This window comes from Streptomyces sp. P9(2023), from assembly GCF_032436795.1.
Taxonomy (GTDB): Bacteria; Actinomycetota; Actinomycetes; order Streptomycetales; family Streptomycetaceae; genus Streptomyces.
This window is the reverse complement of the sequence record NZ_JAUPWM010000028.1, coordinates 53,724-67,087: the sequence shown is the minus strand read 5'-3', so window position 1 is coordinate 67,087 and position 13,364 is coordinate 53,724. Positions and strand designations below refer to the sequence as shown.

The following is a 13,364-nucleotide window of genomic DNA, read 5'->3' as shown; positions in this document are numbered from 1 at the left end:
TGGCTTCGAAGGCTTCCTCACCACGCGGCCCGCCTCATCAGTTGCAATCAGCATGGCGTGATCCTCCAACACGGCTCTGACATTGCCCCGGCGAGCAGTTCAGAGCATGTTGTCATCATGGGCTGGTGACGACATGGATGCGCTGCTACTGGGCCGAGGAAGACGTCTCGTTCTACTTCGAGGTCGACGCCGAAGGTTGGGTAACCCGGCAGATCGAGCTCGAAGGGCCTGAGTTGATCCCGATCGCAGCCGCCTCCCTCGCCGAATGGCAGCAGGCCCGCGACACAGGCCGCCTCGACGAGTACGACAACAGGTTCGGGATCACAGCAGAACTGCCCGTCTCTGAATGGGAAGGCCACGATCCGGAGAAGCTGACCTCTGACCAGTTCGAGGAGGTCTGGGACTCAGCCCGTCGGCAGATCGCAGCCCTGCCGTCGTGATTGCTCGCTGGGGTCGGATAGTCGCTTGCCGCACCCGCCCTGCCAGCTCGATCATGAAGTCTCGATCGAGGAGGCTTCGTGGGATTGTGTCTGTTCCCTGGGGACGGTGACCTCACCAGCCCAGACATCAGCTGGTCCTACTCGGGTTTCAGCGCCTTCCGCCAGCGCTTGGCGCAGGCCGAGGGGTTCACGCTGCCGGACATGTGGGGTTTCGGCGGGGACCGGCAATGGAGCGAGATCTCATCGACGCTTGAGCCCCTGCTGGACCATCCTGACGATTCCGGTGATCTATCCGCCGCCGATTGCGCCAGGGTCCTGCCCCGGCTGGCCGAGATCATCACGGAGTGGGAGACCGTGGAAGGCGACCCCACTGTCTTGCGGCACATCGAGGACGCCCGACAGCTCGTGATCGTGTTGAACATCTGCGTCGACTCGAACGTCGAACTGCTCTTTGGATGACATGAGCCAGGGAGCCAGGATGGCTTCGAGGAAATGACATGGCCGTGAGACAGAACCAATGCCAACCCGCGTGAGACACCGCCAAGACCTGCAGGTCACAGCGTCGCCATATGACACCGAAAGCGAGAACCTACACGCGATCGGACCGACTTCCCTCGGATCGCTCGCCCCGGGTGGTGCTGAAGCCGGGCGTTCCCCTTTTCGTGGTCGCCTCGTTCAGCAGGGCAGGTGAACCTATGGGGAGGGGAACACGTGCCCGGGCAGAGCGTACGAGAAGTGGTGCGGGACATCCTGGTCGAGCAGGCTCCGCGGGAGGCGCGGCTGCTGGATGGGATGGCGTCGCTGAGCGACAGGCAGGTCACGCGGGTGCTCCACCGCTCCCGCACGCGGAGGGAGCCACTCGGGTTTGGAGCCGCCGAGGTGGTCGCGCTGGTCGCGCCCGTCGTGTGGGTGGTGGTGAACGAGGTGGCCCAGAGGTCGGCGGCGACAGCTGTGGACGGGGCCAGCCGGTGGGGCAGCGCGTGGCTGCGCCGGGTGCGTCACCTTCCCGAGCCGGCCGCGGAGGTACCGGCGTTGTCCTCCGGACAGCTGGTGGAGGTGCGCCGGAGGGTTGTCGAGCGGGCACAGGCGTCGGGCATGGAACCGGCAGCGGCCGAGGCGCTGGCCGACGGGGTCGTGGCCCGCCTGGCCACGACGCCCGGCGATGGCTGACAGCGGCATTCCCCGCCGGGACCAGCGCTTACTGGGGCAGGGCACGACCCGGCGATGCGCACTGTTCCTGGTCCTGGTCGTGACGCTCGTGGTGGGGCTGTCGCTGCGCGCGGTCCGGGTCCTTGTGTCCAGTGGCCAGGATCCGGAGCTCCTGGCCATGGCGGACCTTCACCAGCGGGTGCTCCCGCCGCTGAGCGTGCTCAGACTGGTCGAGCTCGCCCGGCCGTACGAGGCCGAGATCCTGGACAACGCCGAGCCGATCGCTGTGACCGCGGGCGCGCTGACGTTGCTGATCGCCACCGCACTCCATCTCTGCGGGCCCGCCTTGCGGAAGCGCTCGCTTGTCCGCGTCGCCGATCCTCGTCTCCATGACATGCTCGTGCAGCTGACGCTCCGGGCCGGGGTGAAGCCGATTCCCGCCTTCTACTTCGATCCGCAACGCGCCAGCGCGGGTGCGGTCACCTTCGGCTCCGCGGGCAGCTACCACGTTGCTCTCGACAACGGCCTCGTGACGATGGCCGAGGATGCTCGCTGCAGCATCCGGGGCAGGCAGACCGAGGAGGGGGCGGTCTTCGCGGCGGTGGTACTGCACGAGCTGGCCCACCTTCGTAACCACGATGTCGAATTGGGCAGCGCCGTACGGGCCCTGTGGATGGCCTTCACCGCCACCGCCGTCCTGCCCTACGCGACACTCCTCGCCTGGCTGTGGGGGAGCGAGCTCTCCGGTACCCGGTACTCCTGGTCGGGGTCGGGGCCGCAGTGGTCGCCGCTGGGAGAAGGAGCCCTGACGGCCGTTCTGGTCGTCATGGTGTACGCGGCCTATACCGACATCCTGCGGCATCGCGAGTTGTGCGCCGACCTGGACGCGGTCGACTGGGGCGCCGATCCGGACGCGTGGAACGCTGTGGCCGAGAAGCAGGCAGGCCGCCGCATGGGACCGGAGTGGAAACTGGAGCACTGGCAGTCCGAACCGGATGACGGGTGGATCAGCGTGTTCGGCTGGGCGCGGAAGTCCCGCCCGCTGCGCAGCGCGACCCGGCCCTGGCACACCCATCCTGGCTGGTGGTGGCGGATTCGGGCCCTCAAGCGGCCGGCTCATCCGACGGGGCCCAACGGCACCTGGACGCAGGCCGTGATCCTGACAGGGACGGTGATGGCGCTGATGCACATGCTCTTCAACGAACTCGCCCACGCCGCAGGACTGGCCTTCCTGACGTCTTCGCTGTTCTACGCGGGGCTGGTGCTGTGCGTGTCGCTCGGCCGCCCCCTCACCGTCCACCCGGCCCACACCTTCCACCCTCAGCCACGTGCCTTCGGCGGCGAGTCCCGAGGCAGGGCGCGCCGTGCGGCGCTACTGGGAGGGTGTTTCCTGCTGCTCCTCGTGCTCGACCCGCTGGGCGGAGTGTTCGGCGCCTTCGGGTAACCCCTGCCGGCTCCGAGCGTCACGACGCGGCTGTGCCCCCTTGCGGCCCGGGTGTTTCCCCGGCCGCAAGGGGCACGCGTGGGCGGTACTCAGCCGACCTTGCCGACCGGGTTGATCTGGATCGGAAGGCTGGGGGAGTCCGGGTTCGCGACCGGGAGGGAGCCCGCGGGCCAGTCGAGGGTGACGGTCTTCGTCTCGTTCGGCGGGGTGACCAGGATCTTGGCCACCCGCACCCCGGAGCCGCCGGAGTTGTTGACCGGGAACGTGATGTTGAAGGCGGCGGACTCGCCGTCCTTGATCACGGCGCGCACGGGCTTGTCGCCGTTGCGGGCCACGGACAGGGTGTCGCCGGCCGCCGTCTTCAGGTCCACGCCGGCGAAGCCGTTGATGGTGCAGTCACGGCCGCCGCCGTTCTTGAACTGGACGGTGACGACGCCCTCCTTCTTGTCGTACGTGTTGTCGACGGCGTTGACTTCCAACTCGTCGCTGCGGCAGATGCCGATCGACCCCCCGGTGTTGGTGCCGGTGCCCGCGGCGTTGCCTTCGCCGCCCGCGTTGCCCCCGCCGTTGCTCTTGCCGCTTCCGTCGGCGCTGTTGCCGGAGGTGGTGTTGCCGGTCGTGCTTCCGGTGCTGCTGCCGCTGGAGGCCTTGTCCGTGCCGCCGCCGCCCGACCCGCCGTTGCTGCCCGTCTGGGCGCTGGTCGAGGAGCCGGCAGGCGCGGCGTTCCCGGTGTCGGTGCCGTTGCATGCGGTCAGGGAGAGGGCGCTGAAAAGCGTGAGGCCGGCGAGGACCGTCTTGGTGGCGTGCGTGAGCTTCATGGGTTCCCCCGTTATGTGCTGGTGGTGATTCGCGGCCGGTCGGCGTTTCCGTCCGGCTCGGCAACAGAGAATCCGTTCCAGGGAGGTGGCGGCAAGCGATGGCGGGGCATCAGGGACGCTGGGATGCCGAGACGGGTCTGACCTGCTGGAACGCCATGCCCTGGGATGAGGTGATGGGATGCGTTCGACGGAGTTCCGTGCCTTGGGATGGAGACCGGCGCGGTTCTCGCGGAGCCGACTCGGTCCTTGCCGCGCAGGTATCCGACGGGAAATGTGGTCGACTCCCGTGCGTTCGCGGCGTTGGATCGGTGCATGACCTCACCCTTCGAAGCTCTGCTTCCCAGTACCGAACGCGCTCTGCTGCACCGTGTCGCCGTCGCCCAGTCCGAGGGGCGCTCCCCTTCGCTCGTCGGGGCCGTGGCCCGCGACGGCCGGATGGTGTGGAGCGGAGCGCGCAGCTGTGTCGACGGGCACGCCCCGGACGCCGACACGCAGTACCGGATCGGGTCTCTCACCAAGGTGTTCACCGCTGTTCTGGTGATGCGGCTCCGTGACGAGGGACTCCTGGATCTGAACGACCCGCTGGAGAAGCACCTTTCGGGGACGGGCGTCGGCGAGGTGACCATCGCCCAGCTCCTCGGGCACAGTGCGGGTCTCGCGGCCGAGGCTCCTGCTCCGTGGTGGGAGCGGACGCCCGGCACGGTACGGCCGGAGTTGGCCGACGTGCTCGGTGGCGACGCGTTTCGCCACCCGGCCGGGCGCCGCTTCCACTACTCCAACCCCGGTTACACACTGCTCGGTTCGCTCGTCGAGGCGCTGCGCGGAGTCTCCTGGGAGGAGGCGCTGCGCGGCGAGATCCTGGAGCCGCTGGGCCTGACGCGGACGAGCGTGCAGCCGGTCGCCCCGCACGCCGGCGGCTGGGCCGTCCACCCGTGGGCCGACGTGATGCTGCCCGAGCCCTCGGAGGACCTGGGGTTGATGGCGCCGGCGGGGCAACTCTGGTCGACTGCCGAGGATCTCTGCCGCTTCGGCGTGTTCCTTGCTCAGGGCGACGACCGTGTGCTCGCGGCGGCCTCGGTCGAGGAGATGCGTACGCCGGCGGTGGCGCCCGGCGCCGGTGACTGGGAAGGCGGTTACGGGCTGGGCGTTCAGCTGCTGCGCTGGGACAGCCGGACGCTGGTCGGTCACACCGGCTCGCTGCCGGGCTTCGTCGCCTGCCTCTGGGTGAGTGTCGAGGACGGCGTGGCGGCGGTCGCGCTCGCCAATGCCACGTCCGGGCCGCTGATGGCGACTGTGGCAGGCGATCTCGTGCGGATCGTGGCGGAGGCCGAGCCCAGGTTCCCCGAGCCCTGGCGGCCGCTGCCCGAGGCGGAGGTGGACCAGGAGCTGCTGGAGCTGACCGGCCCCTGGTACTGGGGCACGCACGCCTTCGGACTGCGCCTCGGTCCGGATCGGGCGGTGACCCTCGATCCGCTGAGCGGTTTCGGACGGCGGGCGACCTTCCGGGCCCTGCCAGAGGGCGGCTGGGTAGGCCTCAACGGCTACTACCTGGGAGAGACGCTCCGGGCCGTGCGGCGGTCTGACGGCTCGGTGAGCCATCTCGATCTCGGGTCCTTCGTCTTCACCCGGGAACCGTACGAGCGGGGCGACGCGGTTCCGGGCGGTGTGGACGAGGCGGGGTGGCGCGGCCTCTGAGGGCTGTTTCACGTGAAACATGACGCCGGGGCCGCGCTCCCGGCGTCATGGCTTCTCAGAGGCTCAGCTTGAAGCCCACATGGGAGGCCTCGAACCCCAGCCGCTCGTAGAAGCGGTGGGCGTCCGTACGCGTGGCGTCCGAGGTCAGCTGGAGGAGTTGGCAGTTCTGGCGGCGGGACTCCTCGATGGCCCACTCGATGAGCCGCGTTCCCAGTCCGCTGCCGCGCTCCTCCGCGTGGATCCGAACGCCTTCGATGATCGACCGGGTGGACCCACGACGGGAGAGTCCGGGGATGATCGTGAGCTGGAGCGTGCCGACCACCGCGGTTCCGCGGACGGCCACCACCACATGCTGGTTCGGGTCCTGGGCCAGGCGCTCGTACGCGGCGGTGTACGGGGTGAGGTCGTCGGGGGACTCTCGCTGGGCGCCCAGCGGGTCGTCGGCCAGCATCGCGACGATGTGCGGCAGGTCGTCCACGGTCGCGGGCCGTATCTCAAGATCGCTCATGAGGCGCAGCCTATGCGGGGACGTGGAGCCCTTCGACGACGCGGACCAGGGGAGCCAGCTCCGGGTTCTTCGCCGCCTCGTCGAGGGCCTCGCGCAGCGCCCCGTCATTGGTGGGCCGGGCCTCCGCGAGCAGCTTCATGCCGTCCTCGGTGACGTCGGTGTAGATGCCGCGCCGGTCGGTGGCGCAGAGGTACCGCGTGAGAAGCCCCCGGTCCTCCAGGCGGGTCACCAGGCGCGTGGTGGCGCTCTGGCTGAGGACGACGGCGTCCGCGACCTGCTTCATCTGGAGGTGCCCGCCCGGGCCGCTGTGCTGGCGGCTGAGCACATCGAGCAGCGAGTATTCGCGCACGCTCAGTGCGTGCTGGGACTCCAGCGCGCGTTCGATGTGGGATTCGATCCTGCCGTGCAGCAGCGAGAGGGCGCACCAGCCCTGGGAGAGGGCGGTGAGGGCGGGGTCGGTCGCGGTCATGGTGTCTCTCCTCGGTCCGGAGCGGCTTCTCCCAGAGTAGACGAAGAATGCAAAAGCCCGCGTGTGCAATTACCCCGGCTTTATCCCGCCGCGACGGTCAGGGGTGCGAACCGGCGGCTCCAGTCGCCCGGAAGGCCGGGCAACGAGCGCACCATGACGGCGTTGAACGCGATCGGGGCGAGGCCGTTCGCCTTGAGCCAGGTGATCAGCGACTCGTGACGTACGTCGATGTCCGTGCGGAGAGGTCGGTCGGTGGCGGCGGCCAGGGATGCGACGAGGGCCTGCGCGGTGGCCGTGTCACGGGCGATCAGTGGGCCGACGACATGGGTGTTCATGTTCGGCCAGGCCGCGGCGAAGCCGGTGATCTCGCCCTTCTCCTCGGCGACGCGGATCTGGTCCGCGAAGGCCGGCAGGCGGGTGAGCATGTGGGTGCGGTCCAGGCCGAAGACCTCGGTGTCCAGACGGAGGATCGTCTGGAGGTCCTCGGCGGTGGCGGCCCTGGTGGGAACCGCCGGGGCCGGCTCGGTCGCGGTGAAGTGCCCACTGAGCATTTCGGCTCGTCCCGTATGGACGAAGCCCAGCTGCTCGTAGAGCGGCTGCCCGTTGGGGGTCGCGTGGAGGGTGAGGGGGGTGTCCCCGGCCTCCGCCACGAGATGGCGCATCAGCCGGCGCCCCACTCCCTGGCGGGCATACCGCTCGGCGACGAGCACCATGCCGATCGTGGCGAGCCCGGGCCCGTACGAGGTCACCACACTGGACGCGATCAGCCCCTTGCCGTCGGGGTCGTCGATGCCGTAGCCGGTCCCCGCGGTCAGCAGGAGGTTCCACTTGTGTTCCTCACGCGGCCAGCCCCGGTCCTCGGAGAGATCGGAGCAGGCGGTGAGGTCCTCGGCGGTGAGGACGCGGACGGGGAGCTGGTCGAGCGGGGCGAGCGACGTCGGCATGCCGCTCAGGCTGTCTGACGCAATGATCGTCCGTCCACCGCTTTACGGGAACTGGCCGATACCCGCAGGCGCCGCCCTCGCCGCGTCAGCCCCCAGGGCTTCAGCACCGAGATCGCGGTCATGAAGAGATAGGCCGTCGTCGACACCACGGGTGCCGCGACGAGGCTGGAGTCGGGCACGCCGGCCGCCGCCGCGTGTGCGATCTCCGGGCGCAGCGCGAAAACGGTCGCGGCTGCCGTGGCCAGGGTGATCCAGAACTTGATCCAGACCCAGCGGTGCCGGGCCAGACCCCAGGGGGTGCCCAGGGAGAGCGCCAGCCCGCTGACCAGGGTCACCACGGCGACCGGAGCGAGCAGCCAGTCCGCGAACACTTTCATCGCACGGTAGGCGGCCTCGGTGAGCGACGGGTCGCCCGTTGTGTACGCCGTGATGCCGAGCGTCAGCAGTCCCACGCTGAGGCCGAGCCACGCCACCGAGACGGCGACATGGACGACGAGGAGAGCCCGCCGGGCGGGTCGCTGGAGATGTTTCACGTGAAACACCGTGCCGTGCCGGCCTCTCGTCCCGCGTCTGACGACGGGAGTAGCCGCACGTACTAGCCTCGGCGTACATGACGAACTCCCCGGGCCGCGGCAGGCTTCATCTCTTCGATCTCGACGGCACCCTGATCCGTGGTTCGGCGGCCGCGGTGGAGCTGTCGCGGCAGCTCGGCCTCACCGAGGAGATCGCCGCCTTGGAGCGGGGATTCCTGCTGGACGGGATGACCCCCGACGAGTTCGCGGTCCAGGCCCACGCGCTCTGGTCCGCCCTCACGCCGGAGCACGTCGCGGCTGCCTTCGACGGTGCCCCCTGGCTGGCAGGCATCCGCGAGGTCTGGGCGGACATCCATGCCGAGGGTGGTCGCTGCGCCGTCATCTCGCTCTCGCCGGACTTCTTCGTGGAGCGGCTGCTCGGTTGGGGAGCCGATGCCGCCCATGGCTCCCGCTGGCCGGCGGTGCCGTTCACCGAGCCCATCCATCGACCGGGCATTCTCGACGCAGCGGCGAAGGTACGCATCGCATGGCGTCTCTGTACGGAGTACGGGGTGGGTCTGGAGGACTGTGTGGCCTACGGCGACTCGATGTCCGACGCCCAGCTCTTCGCCACCGTGCCGGTGACCGTGGCGGTCAACGCCGATCGCCATCTGGCCGGTCTCTCGCGACATTCCTACACCGGGGCGGATCTACGAGAGGCGTACGACCTGGTCCGAAAGGGCGCAGCCTAGCCGTCATCGCGGGGTTTGGCCCGAGAATTCCGCTTTCTGTCCGAACCGGTGGTCGAAGCTGTCAAGCTGCGACGACGAGAGCCGCAGGCGTGAGGCGAGGCAGACGATGGAAGAGGCCGTGCACGGCGACGGCGAAGCACCGCCCCGGATAGCTCAGGGGCGACTCCCCGACAGGGCATCTCCCGAACGGCCGTCCGCCGAGCGGCCATCCCCCGACGCGATCCTCATCCGCCGCACCCTGGCAGAGATCGCCCCCGTCGCCGACAAGGTGACCTCCTACTTCTACGCATTGCTCTTCGTCCGCCACCCCGAGCTGCGCGCGATGTTCCCCGCGGCCATGGACACCCAGCGCGACCGCCTCCTCAAGGCGCTCCTGACGGCGGCCGAGCACATGGACAACGCCCCCGTCCTCACCGAGTACCTCCAGAACCTGGGCCGTGGACACCGCAAGTACGGGACCGGGTCCACCCACTACCCGGCCGTCGGCGAGGCCCTGATCGGCGCGCTCATCCGGTACGCCACTCTGACCTGGAACACCGAGACCGAGGCCGCCTGGGTGCGGACGTACACCACGATCTCGCAGATCATGATCGACGCGGCGGCCGAGGACGAGCTCGTGGCGCCCGCCTGGTGGCAGGCCGAGGTCGTCTCGCACGATCTGCGGACCCCGGACATCGCGGTGATCACGCTCCGCCCCGGCCAGCCGTACGGCTTCCTGGCCGGTCAGTACACGACGGTGGAGACCCCCTGGTGGCCGCGGATATGGCGGCACTACTCCTTCGCCTCGGCGCCCCGGCCCGACGGGCTGCTCTCCTTCCACGTCAAGGCTGTCCCGGCCGGCTGGGTCTCCAACGCGCTCGTGCACCACGCGCGACCCGGCGACGTCCTGCGCCTCGGTCCGCCCGCGGGAACGATGACGGTCGACCACTCCACGGACAACGGGCTGCTCTGTCTGGGCGGAGGAACCGGGATCGCACCGATCAAGGCGCTGGTCGAGGACGTCGCCGAGCATGGCGACCGGCGCCCCGTGGAGGTGTTCTACGGGGCGCGCAGCGACCACGACCTGTACGACATCGACACGATGATGCGGCTCCAGAAGACGTTCCCCTGGTTGTCGGTGCGGCCGGTCACCGAGGACCAGGCCCAATTGCCGGACGCCGTGCGTCAGTACGGCCCGTGGACCGAGTACGAGGCCTATCTGTCGGGCCCGCCAGGCATGATCCGGCGCGGCGTGGACACCCTGCGGGGAATCGGCATCCCCGCGGAGCGGATCCGGCACGACTACCTGGCGGAGTTCGCGTCCTAGCCGAGGCGCGCGGACGCGCGCCCTAGCCGAGGTCGGGGGCGTGCATCGCGCGTACGCCCTCGATGTTGCCGTCCAGGTAGTGGCGCAGGGAGAGCGGCACGAGATGGACGGCGGCGATGCCGACCCGGGTGAACGGCACCCGGACGATCTCGTACTCGCCGACCGGTTCCTCCATCTCCGGGCCGTGCCGTAGCGAGGTGTCCATCGATTCGAGTCGGCAGACGAAGAAGTGCTGGACCTTCACTCCCGAGACACCGCCGTCGACGATGTGTTCGACGGTGTCGACGAAGCAGGGGACCACATCGGTGATCTTGGCGCCGAGTTCCTCGTGCACCTCGCGGTGCAGGGCCTGGACGACGGTGGTGTCCGAGGGCTCGACCCCGCCACCGGGCGTCAGCCAGTAGGGATCCACCCCCGGCTTCGTGCGCTTGATGAGGATGAGGTCGTTTCCATCGAGCAGAATGGCGCGTGCGGTGCGCTTGACCACAGGACGTTCGGTCATGGGAAGAAAATGGCCCGCCGAAGGTGTCCTGAAACTCACCAGTCTCCGGAGGCCCGAAGGAGCCACTCGTGCGCCCTCGCCAGGTGCGGCAGCCCGAGGGTCCCGGTGCGGACGACCAGGAAGTAGGTCCGCAGTGGAGGCACCGGCGGATCGAGCAGCGCCACGAGACGGCCCTGCTCCAGCGCCTCCTCGCACAGATAGCGGGGCAGGACGGCGAGGCCCGCCCCGGCGGCGGCGGATTCCAGGACGGCGCGCAGATCGGGCGCCACGACGGTGGCGGCCGCGGCCGGCTTGGTCTCGAAGACGGCCGCCCAGTAGCGCGAGACGAACGGCAGCGACTCGTGCACCTCCACCACGGGCAGCTGCTCCAGGACGACGGCACCCTTGCGCAGCAGCAGGTCGGGAGCCAGCCGGGCGGCCCAGCGCGGGGCGGCGACCAGCACATGTTCCTCGTCGCAGAGCGGAGTGGAGCCGAAGAGGCTGCCGCGGGGGCGGGCGGTGGCGATGGCCAGATCGTGGTGGCCCGCGGCCAGCCCGTCGAGGATCTCCTCCGTCGATGCGGGGAAGGCCGCCCGTACCGCGAGCCCTTGGGAGACCAGCGGGGTGAGGGCGGGCAGGGCGCGCGCCGCGGTGAACTCGGGAGGACCGGCGAGATGCAGGGTGCGGACGCCGTTCTCCTCGTCCAGACCGGTCTCGGCGATCTCCACGAGCGCGTCCAGATGCGGGGCGGCGCGATGGGCGAGTTCGTCGCCGATGGTGGTGGGGGTGACCCCACGGGCCTGTCTGAGGAACAGCGGCCGGCCCAGTTGCCGCTCCAGGGTGCGGATCTGGCTGGTGACCGCGGGCTGGGAGAGGCCGAGAAGCGCTGCCGCGCGGGTGAAGGAGCCGGCCCGGTGCACCGTGACGAAGGTGCGCAGCAGGGCGAGATCCATGTCCGCCCCCTCCCGGCCGGCGTGGCCGTTCGACTCAGGCGGTCGGGTGACGGCGCCTCAGGACCGTCCAACTATAAATAAGTCGATAGGTCTCTGTCGCTACCGTGATTGGACACTGACGCAGAGTCAACTAGCCTTGTTCAAGCGGTTCTCCGCGCGTGGAACCGGGGGGCGTTCCGAGCCATGAGGGGGGAGGCTCGGAGCGCCCCATCGTCCGTCCGGTCCGCTCAGCCGGCGGCCGCCTCCGCCGCGTCGAGGGCGCGCAGCACGTCCGCGATCAGGTCCTCGGGGTCCTCGGCCCCGACGGAGAAGCGGATGAACCCCTCCGGCACGGCGTCGCCGCCCCACCGTCCGCGCCGCTCGGCCGACGAGCGCACGCCCCCGAAGCTGGTCGCGTCGTCCACCAGCCGCAGCCCGTCGAGGAACCGCTCGGCCCGGTCCCGGTCGGGGAGCACGAAGGACACCACCGACCCGAAGCGCCGCATCTGGGCCGCCGCCACCGTGTGCGAAGGGTCGTCGGGCAGACCGGGATACCGCAGCCCGGTCACCTCTCCCCGCTTGCTCAGGGCCTCCGCCAGCGCCAGTGCGGAGGAGCACTGCCGGTCGATGCGGAGCTGGAGGGTGGCCAGGGAGCGGTGGGCGAGCCAGGCCTCCATGGGCCCGGGGATCGCGCCGACGACCTTGCGCCAGCGCCGTACCTCCGCCGCGCGGAGCGGATCGCGGCAGCTGACATGGCCGAGGAGGATGTCGCCGTGCCCGGTCATGCCCTTGGTGTCGCTGGCGACGGAGAAGTCCGCGCCCAGCTCCAGGGGCCGCTGGCCGAGCGGGGTGGCCAGGGTGTTGTCGACGGCGACCAGCGTCCCGCCCTCGTGCGCCGCCCGCACCAGACGGCGGATGTCGCAGACGTCGAGCCCGGGATTGGAGGGCGTCTCGATCCACAGCAGCCGCGCCCCGTCCAGTACGGACAACTGTGCGTCGCCGCCGGTCGGCGCGGTACGGACCTCGATCCCGTACGCGCGGAGCTGCTCGTGCAGCAGCGGCAGCGCCTGGTAGCCGTCGTCCGGCAGGACGACCGCGTCGCCCGCCTTGAGCTGGGAGAAGAGGACGGCGGAGATGGCGGCCATGCCGGAGGCGAAGACGAGCGTCTCGACGCCCGGCTCCCCCGGTGCCTCCAGTTCGCCGATGGCGCGTTCCAGATGGGTCCAGGTGGGGTTCTCGTCCCGCCCGTACGTATAGGGGCCGGTGGGGGCGCCGGGCAGATGGAAGTGGGCGGCGAAGACCGGCCCCGGCAGGGTCGGTTCGTGCTTCACCGGCTCGGGCAGCCCGGCCCGTACCGCCCGTGTCCCGTCGCCGACGGCGCCGAGGCCCTCGGCGCTCCCGAACGTGTCCGTGCTCATACCGCCCGTTCCTCCACACTCTCGCTTACGGCGGCCAGCAGTCCTTCGCTCGCCGCCTCCACCATCTCCAGGCACTCCTCGAAGCCGTCGGTCCCGCCGTAGTACGGGTCCGGCACGTCGAGTTCGCCGTGCTCGCCGACCGCCGGATCGTACGAGCGCAGCAGCCGCACCTTCGTCGCGTCCGCCGGCGTCGGGGCGAGCCGCCGCAGCTCCCGCAGGTGCCCCTCGTCGAGGGCGATCACCAGGTCGAGCGCCGGGAACCAGGAGGCACGGAACTGGCGGGCGGTGTGCCCGGTGCCGTAGCCGTGCCCGGCCAGGACGGCGACCGTGCGCGGGTCGGCGGTGTCGCCCTCGTGCCAGCCGCCGGTGCCCGCGCTGTCCACCTCGACCACGTCGGCCAGGCCGGCCTCCTGCACGCGGGCGCGGAAGACGGACTCGGCCATCGGTGAGCGGCAGATGTTGCCGGTACAGACGAAACAGACGCGGTAGGTCATCG

The 13,364-nt window shown here is 70.1% G+C and carries 16 protein-coding genes; 7 read left to right on the top strand and 9 right to left on the bottom strand.

Annotated elements, in window-relative coordinates:
* The first annotated feature begins 137 nt into the window (after positions 1-137).
* From Q5762_RS27545 to Q5762_RS27530, 4 genes are all read left to right on the top strand, one after another.
* Positions 138-440 carry a hypothetical protein gene (locus Q5762_RS27545; protein ID WP_399495275.1) on the top strand — a complete coding sequence of 101 codons (303 nt, stop codon included), beginning with the start codon at positions 138-140 and terminating at the stop codon, positions 438-440.
* A 78-nt stretch (positions 441-518) separates the two neighbouring features.
* Positions 519-899 (top strand): hypothetical protein, encoded by a 381-nt coding sequence (locus tag Q5762_RS27540; protein ID WP_315894938.1) that lies wholly within the window; start codon positions 519-521, stop codon positions 897-899.
* A 252-nt stretch (positions 900-1,151) separates the two neighbouring features.
* Complete coding sequence (locus Q5762_RS27535; RefSeq protein WP_315894937.1) at positions 1,152-1,610, top strand: hypothetical protein; 459 nt, start codon at positions 1,152-1,154, stop codon at positions 1,608-1,610.
* Positions 1,603-3,033, top strand: coding sequence for a M48 family metalloprotease (locus Q5762_RS27530; RefSeq protein ID WP_315894936.1), 1,431 nt, complete (start codon positions 1,603-1,605; stop codon positions 3,031-3,033). The genes Q5762_RS27535 and Q5762_RS27530 overlap by 8 nt, the downstream gene beginning before the upstream one ends.
* Before the next feature lie 89 nt (positions 3,034-3,122).
* On the opposite strand, the gene Q5762_RS27525 is transcribed toward Q5762_RS27530, so the two are convergent.
* Complete coding sequence (locus Q5762_RS27525) at positions 3,123-3,851, bottom strand: DUF4232 domain-containing protein (RefSeq protein ID WP_315894935.1); 729 nt, start codon at positions 3,849-3,851, stop codon at positions 3,123-3,125.
* 312 nt (positions 3,852-4,163) lie between these two features.
* On the opposite strand from Q5762_RS27525, the gene Q5762_RS27520 reads away from it, so the two are divergent.
* Positions 4,164-5,546 carry a serine hydrolase domain-containing protein gene (locus Q5762_RS27520; protein WP_315894934.1) on the top strand — a complete coding sequence of 461 codons (1,383 nt, stop codon included), beginning with the start codon at positions 4,164-4,166 and terminating at the stop codon, positions 5,544-5,546.
* Between the two features lie 55 nt (positions 5,547-5,601).
* Here Q5762_RS27520 and Q5762_RS27515 read toward each other — a convergent pair whose 3' ends face one another.
* The 4 genes from Q5762_RS27515 to Q5762_RS27500 all read right to left on the bottom strand — a co-directional run bounded on the left by Q5762_RS27515 (position 5,602) and on the right by Q5762_RS27500 (position 8,000).
* Entirely contained in the window at positions 5,602-6,054 is a 453-nt protein-coding gene (locus Q5762_RS27515; protein ID WP_315894933.1) for a GNAT family N-acetyltransferase, read from the bottom strand.
* A gap of 10 nt (positions 6,055-6,064) precedes the next feature.
* Positions 6,065-6,523, bottom strand: a complete 459-nt coding sequence (locus Q5762_RS27510; protein WP_315894932.1) for a MarR family transcriptional regulator — start codon at positions 6,521-6,523, stop codon at positions 6,065-6,067.
* 80 nt (positions 6,524-6,603) lie between these two features.
* Entirely contained in the window at positions 6,604-7,467 is an 864-nt protein-coding gene (locus tag Q5762_RS27505; RefSeq protein WP_315894931.1) for a GNAT family N-acetyltransferase, read from the bottom strand.
* A gap of 5 nt (positions 7,468-7,472) precedes the next feature.
* Positions 7,473-8,000 carry a DUF2269 domain-containing protein gene (locus tag Q5762_RS27500; RefSeq protein WP_315894930.1) on the bottom strand — a complete coding sequence of 176 codons (528 nt, stop codon included), beginning with the start codon at positions 7,998-8,000 and terminating at the stop codon, positions 7,473-7,475.
* Between the two features lie 77 nt (positions 8,001-8,077).
* Between Q5762_RS27500 and Q5762_RS27495 the strand changes: the two genes are divergently transcribed.
* Positions 8,078-8,731: a haloacid dehalogenase-like hydrolase gene (locus Q5762_RS27495; RefSeq protein ID WP_315894929.1), complete on the top strand. Its 654-nt coding sequence runs from the start codon at positions 8,078-8,080 to the stop codon at positions 8,729-8,731.
* Positions 8,732-8,837: 106 nt separating this feature from the next.
* Positions 8,838-10,037, top strand: a complete 1,200-nt coding sequence (locus Q5762_RS27490) for a globin domain-containing protein (protein ID WP_315894928.1) — start codon at positions 8,838-8,840, stop codon at positions 10,035-10,037.
* A 22-nt stretch (positions 10,038-10,059) separates the two neighbouring features.
* Here the strand turns inward: Q5762_RS27490 and Q5762_RS27485 are convergent, their stop codons facing one another.
* From Q5762_RS27485 to Q5762_RS27470, 4 genes are all read right to left on the bottom strand, one after another.
* The gene (locus tag Q5762_RS27485; RefSeq protein WP_315894927.1) at positions 10,060-10,539 is read right to left on the bottom strand and encodes an NUDIX hydrolase; all 480 of its coding nucleotides are present in this window, start codon (positions 10,537-10,539) and stop codon (positions 10,060-10,062) included.
* Positions 10,540-10,574: 35 nt separating this feature from the next.
* Positions 10,575-11,471: a LysR family transcriptional regulator gene (locus Q5762_RS27480; protein WP_315894926.1), complete on the bottom strand. Its 897-nt coding sequence runs from the start codon at positions 11,469-11,471 to the stop codon at positions 10,575-10,577.
* 227 nt (positions 11,472-11,698) lie between these two features.
* Positions 11,699-12,868, bottom strand: coding sequence for a cystathionine gamma-lyase (locus Q5762_RS27475; protein ID WP_315894925.1), 1,170 nt, complete (start codon positions 12,866-12,868; stop codon positions 11,699-11,701).
* A complete protein-coding gene (locus Q5762_RS27470; protein WP_315894924.1) occupies positions 12,865-13,362 on the bottom strand; it encodes a low molecular weight protein-tyrosine-phosphatase in 498 nt (165 codons plus the stop codon). Before Q5762_RS27470 ends, Q5762_RS27475 begins: the two co-directional genes overlap by 4 nt.
* Positions 13,363-13,364: the final 2 nt, after the last annotated feature.

What these genes read in the sequence shown, in the direction of transcription:
- Q5762_RS27545 (WP_399495275.1), top strand. Translation starts at nt 138, where the DNA reads ATGCGCTGCTACTGGGCCGAGGAAGACGTCTCGTTCTACTTCGAGGTC.
- Q5762_RS27530 (WP_315894936.1), top strand. Translation starts at nt 1,603, where the DNA reads ATGGCTGACAGCGGCATTCCCCGCCGGGACCAGCGCTTACTGGGGCAG.
- Q5762_RS27525 (WP_315894935.1), bottom strand. Translation starts at nt 3,851, where the DNA reads ATGAAGCTCACGCACGCCACCAAGACGGTCCTCGCCGGCCTCACGCTT.
- Q5762_RS27520 (WP_315894934.1), top strand. Translation starts at nt 4,164, where the DNA reads ATGACCTCACCCTTCGAAGCTCTGCTTCCCAGTACCGAACGCGCTCTG.
- Q5762_RS27515 (WP_315894933.1), bottom strand. Translation starts at nt 6,054, where the DNA reads ATGAGCGATCTTGAGATACGGCCCGCGACCGTGGACGACCTGCCGCAC.
- Q5762_RS27510 (WP_315894932.1), bottom strand. Translation starts at nt 6,523, where the DNA reads ATGACCGCGACCGACCCCGCCCTCACCGCCCTCTCCCAGGGCTGGTGC.
- Q5762_RS27505 (WP_315894931.1), bottom strand. Translation starts at nt 7,467, where the DNA reads ATGCCGACGTCGCTCGCCCCGCTCGACCAGCTCCCCGTCCGCGTCCTC.
- Q5762_RS27495 (WP_315894929.1), top strand. Translation starts at nt 8,078, where the DNA reads ATGACGAACTCCCCGGGCCGCGGCAGGCTTCATCTCTTCGATCTCGAC.
- Q5762_RS27490 (WP_315894928.1), top strand. Translation starts at nt 8,838, where the DNA reads ATGGAAGAGGCCGTGCACGGCGACGGCGAAGCACCGCCCCGGATAGCT.
- Q5762_RS27485 (WP_315894927.1), bottom strand. Translation starts at nt 10,539, where the DNA reads ATGACCGAACGTCCTGTGGTCAAGCGCACCGCACGCGCCATTCTGCTC.
- Q5762_RS27480 (WP_315894926.1), bottom strand. Translation starts at nt 11,471, where the DNA reads ATGGATCTCGCCCTGCTGCGCACCTTCGTCACGGTGCACCGGGCCGGC.
- Q5762_RS27475 (WP_315894925.1), bottom strand. Translation starts at nt 12,868, where the DNA reads ATGAGCACGGACACGTTCGGGAGCGCCGAGGGCCTCGGCGCCGTCGGC.
- Q5762_RS27470 (WP_315894924.1), bottom strand. Translation starts at nt 13,362, where the DNA reads ATGACCTACCGCGTCTGTTTCGTCTGTACCGGCAACATCTGCCGCTCA.